Source organism: Chryseobacterium sp. WLY505 (assembly GCF_030846215.1).
Lineage (GTDB): Bacteria > Bacteroidota > Bacteroidia > Flavobacteriales > Weeksellaceae > Chryseobacterium.
This window is the reverse complement of record NZ_JAVCWI010000011.1, coordinates 58,246-73,071: the sequence shown is the minus strand read 5'-3', so window position 1 is coordinate 73,071 and position 14,826 is coordinate 58,246. Positions and strand designations below refer to the sequence as shown.

Sequence of the window (14,826 nt, the reverse complement as noted above, 5' to 3'; positions counted from 1 at the left end):
CTCTTATTTTATTTAAAAATTGAAATTCAATCTTGCGAAAACATACCTTCCATTCTGTCCGAACTGTGAAGTCGATCTTGAATAGATGAATTGGTCGTTATTGGTAGAAGCAGTAAGGTTTTTCGTTGGATAGATATCAAACAAATTGTTTACTCCTAACGTCAATCCTACATTTTTGGTAAATTGGTAAGCCGCAGACAAATCCGTAATAATCTTATCTCCGATCTGCTGGTGTTCATTAAAATCAATAATTCCGTCTCCGTTCACATCAATAATATCAGCTCCAGTCACTTTCCCGAAATAGGTATTTCTCAGATATAAACTTGCATTCTTCCATGAAAGGGTGTGAGAAAGACTGGCTTTCACTCTAGGCACAGCCTCTTCAAGATATACTCTTGATTTTTCAGAGAAATATACCTTCTCCAATTGTGGCGACTGCAGAAGTCCTGCAGAATGGATATCACCAACCTGTTTCGTTTTATTAAGGTTAATAGCAAAATTATTATCCAGTTTTATTCCTGAAAATCTCACATTATGGGAAATTACAACGTCCACTCCTTTTGTTTCCGTATCAATGGCATTCGTAAAGAACTGCGCTGCATTGATTCCCAGCTGATCATAAGCTTCCTGTGCTTTCTGAGGAACATTGGCTCTCAGGAACTGGTCTGTAAGAATAATACGGTTATCAATTCTCGTGAAATATCCGTCTGCTGTAAAGGTAAGACTCGCTGAAGGAATTCTGTAGGTAAATCCTACACTTGCTGATTTGGATGTTTCCTGCTTCAGTTTTGGCATATCCAGCAATCCTGCCAGCTGAGAATCATTACTGAAAGTTCCTACTTCCAAAAGCTGATTATTCGTAAATAATGTAGAGGTTACATTATAATAAATCTGGTGGATAGATGGTGCCCTGAATCCTGTAGAACCAGCAAATCTCACATTAAAATCAGGCGCTACTTTGATTCTTGAAGCCAGTTTATAATTAAATGTAGATCCGAAATCTGAATAGTTTTCATATCTCGCTGCAGCATCTACCAATAACCAGTTGGTAAAGTTAAATTCCACATCCGCATACGCTGCTACCGACTGTCTGTTTTTATCCACTGCATTTCCAGGTTTAAACCCGTTGAATACCTGTGATCCTCCCGGAAGCGATGCTCCAAAAAAATCTGTAGGTCTTACAGAATTTCCGTTCCAAACATTTCCAGAAACATCATAGGTTGCATAAGAAGCTTCTTCTCCCTGGGTAATTTTAAAATTCTCATAACGGTGCTCACCTCCAAAGGCAACGTTAATCCCTTCCCATACATCATATTTTTTAGAGAAATCTAAATTGATGGTATTTTGAGAAAATCTTAGTCCTCCTGCATTAAACTCTCTTGGTGAAGCAAAACGCAAAGAAGTATTTCCTGTATTCTGAATATTATAGGTAAATGAATTCTGTCCGTATGTATTACTGAAATCAATATTCCATCCTTCCCATTTTCCTTTGATTCCAGCTGCTAATGAGATATCCTGAATATCTGTTCCGATCTGTGGAAGATAACCATTAGGATACAATCCAGTAAAAGTTCTGCTTTCACTTGGTCTTCTGTAGAATCCTCCGGAAGTTCCGTGTCTTATGCTATAACCACCAAAAGTATACACTTTCCAGTTATCACTTACAGGAATTTCAGCATTCACAAAAAGCTGGTGATTGTTAAGCTTAGACTGCCCTACCTGCATATTAAAATCCTTTCTCGTCTGTCCTCTGTAGGCCAGCTCCTGATCAGTAAAATAATTAAGCTGTTCTCTGGTGAAATTTGCAGATTTTAAAACATTTTGTAGTGCAGAAATGGTATTCGCTCCCTGAATATCATTCTGTAAACCCTGAGAAAAATAGCTCACATTTTGCGCATACTGATGGATGTAATTTACAATCTGTTGTGAATTGGGTGTACTTCCAATATTGGTAAAAAGTGAAGAAAGGTTGACTCCGTCGTTCAAGGCACGTTGTTCGATCGCATTATATGGGTTATAGATAGGACCGCTTTCTGTACCTGCTCTATACGTTGGATTTCTGAATTGTGAAGACCAGGTGATATTAAAGAAACCTCCTTTGGTTCCGATTTTATTCCCATAGTTTAAATCCAACTGAATATTTTGCCCGTCAAAATCTCCGGTGTGGTCATTAGCTGTTGGTGTAAGATTTCCTCCATAGCTTATCTGTCCTGCCAGTTTTCCTGTATCTCTTTTCAAATCAAGGTTGATTACTCCGGCAATGGCATCAGATCCATATTGTGCGGAAGCTCCGTCTCTTAATACTTCAATTCTGTTCAAAGCGAAAGATGGAATAGCATTCAAGTCAGTTCCTACAGTACCTCTTCCGGGTGTTCCGTTGACGTTCACCAATGCTGAAGTATGTCTTCTTTTTCCATTCACCAGAACCAAAACCTGATCGGGACCCAACCCTCTCAGCTGTGCAGGATCCAGGTGATCTGTTCCATCTGAATTGGTCTGAATGGTAGAAGTAAATGAAGGGGCAACCGCATTAAGAATTTGTCCGATATTGGTTTGTGGAAGGATAATAGAAGATTCTTTTACATTGAATACATCTACAGGAACCGGACTGTCTACTTTAGATCTGGCACCGGCTCTTGAACCTAGTACGACTACTTCTTCTACAGTATTGGTTTTTATAGTGTCTTTATGTGCTTTTATGCTGTCTTTTTCCTGTCCGTAAGTGAATACGCCGAGGAAAAATAAAACTGAGGCCGAAAGAATAGTTTTCTTATTATTCATAGTTTATAATTTGATTAACATTTATGTTTTTACAAGGTGCAAATGTAAAATTTATTTACTAGTCTACAAAACAGATAGACTTTGTTTTTGTAAAAAACTATTATCGTTTCTTTCTATCCCTCATTTAAAGTTATGATAATTTAAGGAAACATTCGTAAAAAAACATTGTTTTATAGAAGGCTAACAGTAAAATAAATTTTGAAAAAACGCTATGTGCGCAGAGAAATTCTTACTTAGTGATTATTTTTACGATCGCAACGGCACTTCGTTCAGCAAGGAAATCATCTATGCTAAGTAGAGCGCCCTTGCGATCGAAAAATAGAAGATCCAGATAATCACATTGCGAACTTCCCGTTAAAATGAATTTAGTAAAAACGCTAAACACGCAAAGAGACAAATTGCTTATTGATTATTCTTTCGGTCGCAACGGCACTTCGTTCAGCAAGGAAATCATCTATGCTAAGTGAAACGTCCTTGCGAACAAAAAATAGCAGATCCAGACATTGCGAACTTTGTGTTTAAAAATAAAAACGGATCCAAAAAATGAATCCGTTTACTTTATTTTATTTTGAAAATTAAATCTTAGTCAGTTTAGCATATTTCAGGATCAGATTTTTCTCTCCTTCATGCATGAAAACAACTTTTGCTTTGATATTCTGAGGATCTGTTCCGTCCAGGAAAGTCACTTCCCCAATTCCGAAACGGTCGTGTCTCACTTTATCTCCTACTTCAATATCCTGAGAAGAAGCTCCGCTTGGATTGATAATCTTCGCTGTACTTACCGGTTTCAGCTTTCTGACTTCAGGAGCAGGTTTCGAAGTATCAACTCTGTCAATAGTTTTCTTTTCAACCTTTTTGAACGATTTCATTTCTGAAGGATGCTCATCAAAAATATTGGATTTCACGCCTGAATTATTGATAAACCTTTTTTCCAAAGCAGGATTAAGGAATTCAATATATTCATCATCAATTTCGCTTAAGAATCTTGAAGGTTCTGCATCCGTAATTTTTCCCCATTGGAAACGGGAAACAGCATAAGAGAAGAAAGCTTGTTTTTCTGCTCTTGTCAATGCCACATAGAATAATCTTCTCTCCTCTTCCAGATCTTCTCTGGTTGCCGAGCTCATAAAGCTTGGGAAAAGGTTTTCTTCAAGTCCTACCAGGTGAACCACCGGGAACTCCAGTCCTTTTGAAAGGTGAATCGTCATCAGAGAAACCATATCATCTTCCAGTTCCTTATCCTGGGTATCTGCAGAAAGGGCAATATTTTCAAGGAAATTGGAAAGACTAGGATCTCCGTCTTCAAGCTGCATCTGTTCTTCGATGAACCCCTGCATAGAGTTCATCAATTCCTGTACGTTTTCTACTCTGGAAATTCCTTCAGGCGTCTGATCATCTTTCAGAAACTTGATTAAACCACTTCGTTTTGCCACTTCCATAGCAACACTGTAAGCCGTTTCTGTTTTCAGCAATACCTGAAAAGCTTTGATCATTGACCAGAAGTCATTCAGTTTGTTTAAAACTCCATTGTTCAGACCTAATTGCGGTGCATACATCGGAAGATTCTCCAATACTTTTGAAACCGCAATATTGTGAGCATCAGCAAAAACAATCAGTTTATTCTGTGTCGTTTCTCCAATTCCTCTTGCAGGATAATTGATAATCCTCATTAACGCCTCAGAATCATTTTCATTGATCAGAAGACGAAGGTATCCAATAAGGTCTTTTACTTCTTTTCTTTGATAGAAAGAAAGGCCTCCATACACTTTGTACGGAATATTTTTACGTCTCAGCGCATCTTCAAAAGCACGCGTCTGAGAGTTGGTTCGGTATAAAATGGCAAAATCGCTGTATTTTCTCTGGTCACGGTTACGAAGTTCCCAGATATTTCCTGCCACGAAATTGGCTTCATCAGCATCGGAAAGAGATCGGTATATTTTGATCTTATCTCCCTCTTCATTATCACTGAAGACATTTTTCTTAAACTGCTGCAGGTTTTTAGCGATGACCACATTCGCTGCATTGACAATATTCTGTGTGGAACGGTAATTCTGCTCCAGAGATACCGTTATAGCATCCGGATAATCTTTTTTAAAGTTTAAGATGTTGTAGATATTCGCTCCACGGAAAGAATAAATAGACTGTGCATCATCTCCTACCACACAGATATTCTCAAATTTTGAAGCCAAAGCTTTTACAATAAGATACTGAGAGTGGTTGGTATCCTGATACTCATCTACCATGATATACCTGAATCTGTCCTGATATTTTGCCAGCACTTCCGGGAAACGGGTTAATAGTTCATTGGTTTTCAATAAAAGATCATCAAAATCCATAGAACCGTTTCTGAAGCACTGATCTACGTATTTCTGATAAATCTGCCCGATGAATTTCATATTCGCTTTTTCATCCGCTTCCATCAGTTCCGGATTGTTGAAATAAGCTTTTACCGTAATCAGGTTGTTCTTATAGGTTGAAATTCTTGCCTGAACTTTTTTAGGTTTATAAAGATCAGCATCAATATTCATATCCTTCAGCACTTTTTTAATCACATTCAGGGCATCCTGCTGATCATAAATGGTAAAATTGGAAGGATACCCAAGATAATGGGCTTCAATTCTTAAAATTCTTGCAAAAACCGAGTGAAATGTACCCATCCAAAGGCTTCTTGCATTGCTGTCCCCTACTACTTTGGCGATACGTTCTTTCATCTCACGTGCTGCTTTATTGGTAAAGGTAAGCGCCAGGATATTGAAGGGATCTATTCCGTTGTGTATTAAATGGGCAATACGCATGGTCAATACACGCGTTTTCCCGGAACCTGCTCCGGCAAGTACCATCAAAGGTCCTTGTAAAGAGGTAACAGCTTCATATTGTGATTCGTTGAGTCCTTTCAAATAGTCCATACAGCAAAAAAATTTTTGGGAACACAAAATTAAGGTATTCGGAGGAGAATTCAAACTTTCATAGTATTGCATCTGCATCAAAATAATTTATACAGAATTTAGAACTGAATATTTTCGATATAGAGAGAATTAAATTTAATATTTTGAAAAAAAACAAAATTTATCTCTTTCAATAGAATTAATATGTATATTTATAACTGAATTTTAACAAAACTTTTAATCATGAAAAATTTAAAAAAGCTTTCCAGAACGGAGCTTAGAAAGCTATCGGGCGGTGAAGGCAGCCTTGTTTGTGGTATGACATGTTCATCCGGAAAAGTAATTTCAATGCATCATTGCGATAGTTGTGCTCCAATGAGTGGAGGAGCTGGCATGGGATGCGGAGTCAACACATCCATATTAGGCCGAGGTCCCGCTGAAATGACAATGTATGTAGAAGAATGCTAAATAATAAAATCCGTATCTTTAATGAGGTACGGATTTCTTTTTATTAACTGCCCATCTTTTATTTTCATTAGAAATTGTAACAAATAGAGCATATTTGGCACTAATTGATAAACAATTTCTAAATTTTATGAAAAAGCGACTTCTTTCTGCTGCTGCCGTAGCTTTCTTCGGGCTAATCATGAATGCACAGCAAATCAAATTCGAGGAGTATGATCTTCCTAATGGTCTTCACGTAATTCTTCATCAGGATAATTCTGCACCGGTTGTAACAACAAGTGTAATGTACCATGTAGGAGCAAAAGACGAAGTACAAGGCAGAACAGGTTTTGCTCACTTCTTTGAACATCTTTTATTCGAAGGAACACCAAATATCAAGAGAGGTACATGGATGAAGATTGTCGCTGCAAATGGAGGTGTAAATAATGCCAATACGACCAACGACAGAACATATTATTACGAAACCTTCCCTTCCAATAATGAACAGCTTGGCCTTTGGATGGAAGCAGAAAGGATGCGTCATGCAGTAATCAACCAGATTGGTGTAGATACTCAGAGAGAAGTAGTGAAAGAAGAAAAAAGATTAAATATGGATAACAGGCCATATGGAAATCTCTTTACAGCAATTTTAAATAATTTATTTACAAATCACCCTTACAAATGGCCCACTATAGGTTCAATGGAAGACCTTAATGCGGCCAAACTGGAAGAATTCCAGGCATTTTACAAAAAGTATTATGTTCCTAATAACGCTACTTTAGTGGTTGCTGGAGATATCAAACCTGAGCAGACTAAGAAATGGATTGAAACATACTACGGAGGAATTCCAAAAGGAACCCTTTATCCAAAAGATTTCCCGAAAGAAACACCTATCACTCAGGAAAAAGAAGTGACTGCTACTGACCCGAACATCCAGCTTCCTGCTTATGTATTCGCGTACAGAACTCCAGCTAACAAAGAAAAAGACGCTTATGTTTTGGATATGCTTTCTTCTTATTTAAGCAGTGGTAAGTCTTCTATTTTATACAAAAAATTAGTAGACCAGGACAAAAAAGCACTTCAGGTAGCGGCTTTCAACCAGGGACTTGAAGACTACAGTATTTTTGCCTTCTTCGCGATTCCAATGGGACAAACTACGAAACAGGCTTTACAGACAGATATTGATGCTGAAATCAAAAAGCTTCAGACGACTTTAATTTCTGAAGAAGATTATCAAAAACTTCAAAACCAATACGAAAACCAGTTTGTAAATGCCAACTCAAGCATTCAGGGAATTGCGGCTTCATTGGCAACCAACCACGTATTGATGGGTGACACAAATCTGATCAACAAAGAAATCGACATTTACAGATCTATCACCAGACAGGATCTTCAAAATGCAGCTAAAAAATATCTTAATTCCAACCAAAGAATAATCATCAATTACGTACCTGAGAAAAAGTAATCATTCAACTTTTTAGGTGACAATATGATTATTAAAAATTAAATTTTTACAAATGAAAAAGCAATTAACATATATAGCTGCAGCATTTTTCTTTACAGGAATGGTTTCAGCACAAAAAATAGATCTTAATGCAATGCCAAAACCAGGACCTACTCCTGCGATTAACATTGCGAAGCCAAAAACTTTCCAGCTAAGCAACGGTCTTACCGTAATGGTGGTTGAGAACAACAAATTACCAAGAGTAAGTGCCAGCCTTTCTATGGACAGACCTCCATACAACGAAGGAGCAGTAACTGGAGTAAGCAGCATTATGGCTGAGCAGTTCGAAAACGGAACAACCAACATCAGCAAAGACGATTTCAACAAAAAAGTAGACTATCTTGGGGCAAATCTTAATTTCTCTTCAGGAGGTGCTTCTGCCAATTCACTTTCAAAATATTTCCCTGAAATTTTAGGTCTAATGGCTGATGCGATCATTAATCCTAAATTCTCCGCTGAGGAAATTCAAAACTCTAAAGAGAGAACCCTTGAAGGATTAAAAGCTGATGAAAAAAATGCTTCTTCAATTGCTGAAAGAGTATCCAACGCTTTGATGTATGGGAAGAATACGTCAAGAGGTGAGTTTGAAACCGTTGAGTCTATCAACAAAATTCAGCTTGCTGATGTACAAAATGTTTATAAAAAATACTACGCTCCGGACAATGCTTACTTAGTAATTGTAGGAGACGTAAAGTTTGACCAGGTAAAGCCTTTGATCGAAAAAGCTTTCAGTGGCTGGAAAAAAGCGAACACTCCTATTACACCATTAGAACCTGCTTCTAATGTTGCTAAAACGGAGATCAACATAGTAGATGTTCCTTCTGCAGTACAGTCGGTTGTTTCTTTAAACAACCTGAACACCCTGAAAATGAAAGATGCCAACTACTTCCCTGCTACAATCGCCAATTACATCCTTGGTGGTGGCGGTGAAGCCAGACTTTTCATGAACCTTCGTGAGAAAAACGGATTTACTTATGGGGCTTACTCAGAAATGGTGGCCAGCAAGTATTCTCCACAATTCTCTGCAAGTGCAAGCGTAAGAAATGAGGTTACAGACAAAGCTGTTAAGGAATTCATGAATGAACTTAACGCGATCTCTACCATAAAACCAGAAGAGTTGGAAAATGCTAAAGCTAAATTGAAAGGAGCTTTCATTCTGGCCCTGGAACAACCTGCCAATATCGCAAGATTTGCTTTAAACCTGAAGGTTCAGGATTTACCTGCTGATTTCTACACCAATTACTTAAAATCTATTGATAAGGTAACTGCAGCAGATGTTTCCAATGCAGTAAAAGCTACCATCTTACCCAACCAGAGCAGAATATTCATCGCTGGTAAAGCTTCTGATATTTCTGAAGGACTGGAAAAACTAGGTTATCCTGTAAAATATTTCGATAAAGAAGCCAACCCTGTTGCAAAACCAACTGTACAAAAAGTGGATGCCAATGTAACCGTTGCATCTGTTGTTGACAAGTACATCAATGCTATCGGAGGAAAAGCTAATCTGGCGAAAATCACTTCTTATACAACCAACGCCTCAATGTCTATGCAAGGACAAAATATCGATTTTAAAATTGTTAAAGCACAAGGCGGAAAGGAGCTTACCACTGTAACAGCAATGGGACAGGTTGTTCAGAAGCAGGTATTCGACGGGAAAACCGGCTATTCTATGCAAATGGGACAAAAGGTTGACATCACACCAGAGGAAATTGCCGAAAAACAAAAAAATCCTGAGATTTTTGAAGAATTGGGATTTGCAAAATCTCCCGACTATAAATTAGGAGGAATTGAGAAAATCGGAGGTGAAGATTCTTATGCTATTAAAGGAGGAAATACAACCTATTACTACAGTGTGGCAACGGGATTAAAAACCGGAGAAACTAAAAAAATAAAAGCTAAAGGTCAGGAAATGACCATTCCGACGACATTCTCGAATTACAAAGATGTAAACGGCGTAAAAATGCCTTATACCATCTCTGTAAGCCAGATGGGAATGGACATGACGATGACGGTAAAGTCTTATGAGATCAATAAGGCTACAGATGCCGATTTTAAATAAGAACATCCTGTTTTTATACAAAAAACGGCAACAATTGTTGCCGTTTTTATTTTTATCAACATTTGGCGACATCTTTTTTTGTAATTCAGTAAAAAAAGATTAAATTTGCCCATTCAAAAAGATATAAGAATTAATGGATACTATATTTACACTATTGATGGTTCTTGTTATGATTGCCAGTGTCTTATTGGTAATTATCGTTATGGCACAAAACCCAAAAGGAGGAGGCCTTTCCAGTACATTCGGAGGTGCATCATCTGCACAGTTCGGAGTACAGAGAACCAATGATTTCATGGAAAAAGCAACATGGACTCTAGGCGGAACTATCATCGTTCTTATCCTTTTAAGTGTTGTTATTACAGGTAAGCCGTCTCAGGCACTTCCTGCACAACAGCCTGCTAAGAAAGAAGCTCCGGCTAAACAGTCAGCTCCTGCTTCTTCTACAACTACTCCGGCACAGACTCCTGCAGCTCCGGCAAAATAAGAAGAATATTATCTTACATACAACAAAAGCAACTCAAATTGAGTTGCTTTTTTATTTTAACTTGATCTTTTCTATCTGATGCCGAAGTTTTAATCCTGCCTTTAAAAATGAATACTGTACAGGCTTCGATTCTTTATAATACTTATCAATAAAGATCTGCATCGCTCCATAAAACCTGTTGAGATAGACTTCATCCTTGATGGTACTTTCTCCTTTATGGTGAAGGATAGAAACTTTCCCATAATAGAAATTCTTATATCCGTTTCTTAAAAAAGTATAACAGAGATCAATATCTTCTCCATACATAAAATAAGCTTCATCCAATCCACCAATTTTTTCATAGACCTTTTTTTTAGCCAATAAAAATGCTCCGGTGATCACGTCCACCTCTGCAATGGCATTTTCTTCTATATCGTTTCTGTAATAAGATTTGGAGTTATTATTCTTAAAGTTGGTAAACAGCTTTTCAAACGAGTTGAACATATCCGGAACCGAACGTTTGCTTTCAGGAAGGAAATACCCTTCTGCATCATGCATTCTCACTCCCAGGCATCCGAATGAAGGCTGAGCATCTGCAAAATCCAGCAGCTCATTCATATAAAACCCTTCAAATTCCGTATCGGGATTCAAAAGCAATACATATTCTCCTTTTGCCTGCTGAACAGCCTGGTTATTTGCTTTTGCAAAACCACCATTTGTTGCAGATGAAATAAAATGTACATCGGAAAATTCCGGAATAAGATCTCCCCATGAACTGTCTGTAGAAGCATTATCAATAACAATCACTTCATACTCTATTTCCTGAATGTATTTCTGGAGTGACAGGAGACAGCTTCTGAGTAATTGGGTAACATTATAATTAACAATAATAACGGACAGCTTCATATTAATCCTTTTCGTTGTACGGCAACCTGTTGATAATAGATCTTCCTAAAGAAATTTCATCCGCATATTCCAATTCATCACCAACAGAAATTCCTCTTGCAATACTTGAAAAATTCACATTGAAGTTTTTAAATTTCTTGTAAATATAATAAGCTGTGGTGTCCCCTTCCATGGTGGCACTCAGTGCGAAAATAAATTCCTTTACTTTCCCGTCATTCAGTTTCTTTTCAATACTTGGAATATTCAGCTGGCCTGGCCCTACTCCTTCCATGGGAGAAATTTTCCCACCGAGAATCAGATATTTTCCTGTATACTTTCCTGTATTTTCAATCGCAATTACGTCACGCACATCTTCAACGATACAGATCAGTTCACCATTTCTCTTTTCATTGCTGCATATTTCACAAATGTCAAAATCTGAAAAATTGTGACATTCTTTACAGTATTTTATTTCATTGACAAGGTTAATCAGAGAATTTCCAAGACTTACAGCTCTTGAATTGGGCTGCTTCAACAAATGGAGTGCTAACCTCAAAGCCGTTTTTCGTCCAATCCCAGGCAATCCCGAAATCTCATCTACCGCTTTTGCCAATACTTTACTAGGGTAATCCATAGGTACAAAAATAAGGATTAAAGTTGATAATTGATAGTGAATAGTGAATCGTCAATTCGCTTTGCTTGTGAATTTTCATACAACATAAATAAATTTTAATGCAATGTTCGCTAAGGAATTTTTATAATTCTTAAAACGATCGCAAGGGCGTTTCACTCAGCAATAGATAAAGCTGATATCCTGGCTGAACAAAATGTCTTTGCGAGCAAACCCTGCAAATGCTGTGTTAAATAGATTCTCATGCGAGGTCCACTAAGATATCTAATGGCTAAAAAAGAATCGCAAGGGCGTTCCACTCAGCAATAAACAAAGCGAATACCTTGGAACGAAGCGCCTTTGCTATCGAAATAAATAAAGTAAATATCAACCTTGCGACCATAGCGTTTATTTTTAACACAATGTCTCATTATGATATTTTAAATCTCTACCATACCTGAGAGCACTAAAAAAACCTTTATATTTGCGGCTTAAATTAAATATGAAAAAAATAAACTGACATGGTACTTAACAATCTTAATTATCCTCTGGATTTCAAATTCAAAATCACTACTTTAGCAAGTGACTTTAATATTACTGACAAAAATGGAAATTATGTAGCCTATGTTCGTCAGAAAATGTTTAAGTTGAAAGAGGATGTTATCGTTTTTAATGATGAAAGCAAGTCTAAAGAGCTTTTCAGAATCAGGGCAAATCAATGGATTGATTTCAATGCTTCTTATTCTTTGAATGATCTTATTGACAACAAAAATTTCGGCAGACTGGCAAGAAAAGGAATGCGTTCTATCTGGAAAGCAAGTTATGATATTCTGGATTCACACGATCAGCCGAAGTTTAAAATTCAGGAAGACAGTGCATGGGTGCGATTCTGGGACAGCTTTGTAGGAGAACTTCCTATTATCGGAATGTTTACAGGGTATTTCCTTAATCCATCTTACACCGTAACAGGAATTGATGGAAAGGCTTATTTTAAACTGAAAAAAATGCCTTCATTCTTCGGAAGAAGATTCCAGCTGGACAGACTGATCGATATTGATGACGAAGAAGAAAGCTTGGTAATCCTTTCTTTATTAATGATGACACTTCTTGAAAGAGCAAGAGGATAAACAAATAATAAAACCACAAAGACATGAAATATGTAATCATTGTATTTTCCGCATTTCTATTGGTAGCCTGTAAAAAGGAGAAAGAAACAGTTTCAGGTTCTGCTGCTGATTCTTTACATATTACTAAAGATACTGCTTCAGCACATCATTCATCAGGAAATATTCTGGTAGGAACCATTCCGTTTCCAAAAGAAATCAAAGAATGCTCCTGCTATTTTGCAGCAAGCAAAACTGATTTTGAAAATGAGAGATACATTTATGCAGATGACGCCGGAAAAACAGCTTATATGATGCTGGACGGCAAAAGGCTGGCTATGAATCTTATTTCCTCAAGTGATATGGAAGTAGATGAATTGCTTACCAAGGAAATAGAAAATGACGATTACAAAATTTCTGTAAAAGGTAAAAAAATAAAAGGCGAAGAAGCTTTACTGTTTGAAGGCACTCTGACTATAGAGAAACCGGACGGAACCACATTTACCACTCCGATCTATGGAGAATGCGGATGTTAATAAAGCGAAATCCCACAAAAATGCTTCTGTATCTCACGGAAGCATTTTTTATTTCGTAAATTTGAGAAAAATAAAATTCAATGGAATTATCTAATATAGAACCGCAGATTATCTGGAAAAACTTCTCCAAATTAAATGCAGTTCCAAGACCTTCAAAAAAAGAGGAAAAAGTAATTGCTTTCATCAAAGGATTTGGTGAAGATTTAGGACTGGAAACTACGGTAGATGAAGTAGGAAACGTAATTATTAAAAAACCAGCCACGGCAGGAATGGAAAACCGTAAATCGATCGTGCTTCAATCGCACCTTGATATGGTTTGCCAGAAAAACAATGATGTGAATTTCGATTTTGAAACGGAAGGAATCAAAATGGAAATTGATGGTGACTGGGTAAAGGCAAAAGGAACTACTTTAGGAGCTGATAATGGTTTAGGAGTAGCTACCATCATGTCTATCCTTGAAAGTTCAGATATTCCACACCCTGCATTGGAAGCTCTTTTCACGATTGATGAAGAGACTGGAATGACAGGTGCTTTAGGACTAAAACCAGGACAACTGACAGGGCAAATTCTATTGAATCTTGATACTGAAGAGGATGATGAAATTGATATTGGCTGTGCAGGAGGTGTAGACGTGACAATCACTCAAACCTATGCTGCAGAAGCTTCAAAAGGACAAATTGTAAGACTTGAAGTAAAAGGTCTTCAGGGTGGACACTCCGGAATGGATATCCATAAAGGTTTCGGAAATGCCAATATTATTTTGGGAAGACTTCTTTACACCGGACTGGAAAACCAGAATATTGAACTGATCTCTATAGATAGCGGAGGTCTGAGAAATGCCATCCCAAGAGAAGGAACTGCTGTTATTTCTGTGAGAAATGCTCAGGAATTTATTGAAAATGTAACGGTTCTTAAAAAAGATATCTTAGAAGAATTCGCGACTGTAGAACCGGGACTTCAAATCAATATTGAGAACTCTACGTCTTCTGATAAAGCTATTTCAGAAGCAGATTCTAAAAAAGTGATCTATACTTTAAAAGCTCTTCACAATGGAGTTTACAGAATGAGCCCTGATGTGGCTGATCTTGTAGAAGCTTCCAACAACGTTGCAAGAGTAGAACTGAAAGGTGGAGAACTTAAGATTTTAAACCTTACAAGATCTTCTGTAGATTCTTCCAAATATTCAGTGGCAGAACAATTAAAATCGGTAGCAGAGCTTGCTGGAATGAATGTTGAATTCAGCGGATCATATCCGGGATGGAAGCCAAAACCAGGTTCAGAAATTGTACAACTAATGGAGAAGCTTTATACTGAAAAGTTCAGCGAAAAACCTCATGTAGTAGCTTGCCACGCAGGTCTTGAGTGTGGAATCATCGGAGCCAACTATCCTGAAATGGAAATGGTAAGCTTTGGACCAACGATCAGAGGAGCGCACTCTCCTGACGAGAAGGCAAACATCCCTTCCACTCAGAAATTCTGGAGCTTCCTGAAAGATATTTTAGCGAATATTCCTCAGAAATAGACCATTAAAATGAGTATATTGAATATCCAAAGT

The 14,826-nt window shown here is 37.4% G+C and carries 10 protein-coding genes; 6 read left to right on the top strand and 4 right to left on the bottom strand.

The features are described from left to right. Positions 1-12 precede the first annotated feature (12 nt). Positions 13-2,781, bottom strand: coding sequence for a TonB-dependent siderophore receptor (locus RAH34_RS18755; RefSeq protein ID WP_306597129.1), 2,769 nt, complete (start codon positions 2,779-2,781; stop codon positions 13-15). Positions 2,782-3,356: 575 nt separating this feature from the next. Beyond that, positions 3,357-5,687 carry an ATP-dependent helicase gene (locus tag RAH34_RS18750; protein WP_306597128.1) on the bottom strand — a complete coding sequence of 777 codons (2,331 nt, stop codon included), beginning with the start codon at positions 5,685-5,687 and terminating at the stop codon, positions 3,357-3,359. A 574-nt stretch (positions 5,688-6,261) separates the two neighbouring features. Here RAH34_RS18750 and RAH34_RS18745 point away from each other — a divergent pair. The 3 genes from RAH34_RS18745 to secG all read left to right on the top strand — a co-directional run bounded on the left by RAH34_RS18745 (position 6,262) and on the right by secG (position 10,157). Next, positions 6,262-7,575, top strand: a complete 1,314-nt coding sequence (locus RAH34_RS18745) for a pitrilysin family protein (RefSeq protein WP_306597127.1) — start codon at positions 6,262-6,264, stop codon at positions 7,573-7,575. 52 nt (positions 7,576-7,627) lie between these two features. Beyond that, on the top strand, positions 7,628-9,673 hold the full coding sequence (locus RAH34_RS18740) for a pitrilysin family protein (RefSeq protein ID WP_306597126.1): 2,046 nt from the start codon (positions 7,628-7,630) through the stop codon (positions 9,671-9,673). A 133-nt stretch (positions 9,674-9,806) separates the two neighbouring features. Then, positions 9,807-10,157, top strand: a complete 351-nt coding sequence (gene secG, locus RAH34_RS18735) for a preprotein translocase subunit SecG (RefSeq protein WP_114820781.1) — start codon at positions 9,807-9,809, stop codon at positions 10,155-10,157. A 51-nt stretch (positions 10,158-10,208) separates the two neighbouring features. On the opposite strand, the gene RAH34_RS18730 is transcribed toward secG, so the two are convergent. Then, positions 10,209-11,048: a glycosyltransferase family 2 protein gene (locus RAH34_RS18730; protein ID WP_306597169.1), complete on the bottom strand. Its 840-nt coding sequence runs from the start codon at positions 11,046-11,048 to the stop codon at positions 10,209-10,211. After that, entirely contained in the window at positions 11,044-11,655 is a 612-nt protein-coding gene (recR, locus tag RAH34_RS18725) for a recombination mediator RecR (protein ID WP_076596214.1), read from the bottom strand. Before recR ends, RAH34_RS18730 begins: the two co-directional genes overlap by 5 nt. 497 nt (positions 11,656-12,152) lie before the next feature. Here recR and RAH34_RS18720 point away from each other — a divergent pair, with 497 nt between their 5' ends. The 3 genes from RAH34_RS18720 (at position 12,153) to RAH34_RS18710 (ending at position 14,793) form a co-directional block, all read left to right on the top strand. Further along, positions 12,153-12,758, top strand: coding sequence for a hypothetical protein (locus RAH34_RS18720; protein WP_114820779.1), 606 nt, complete (start codon positions 12,153-12,155; stop codon positions 12,756-12,758). Positions 12,759-12,781: 23 nt separating this feature from the next. Further along, positions 12,782-13,270: a hypothetical protein gene (locus tag RAH34_RS18715; RefSeq protein WP_114820778.1), complete on the top strand. Its 489-nt coding sequence runs from the start codon at positions 12,782-12,784 to the stop codon at positions 13,268-13,270. 80 nt (positions 13,271-13,350) lie between these two features. After that, positions 13,351-14,793, top strand: a complete 1,443-nt coding sequence (locus RAH34_RS18710; protein WP_306597125.1) for an aminoacyl-histidine dipeptidase — start codon at positions 13,351-13,353, stop codon at positions 14,791-14,793. Positions 14,794-14,826: the final 33 nt, after the last annotated feature.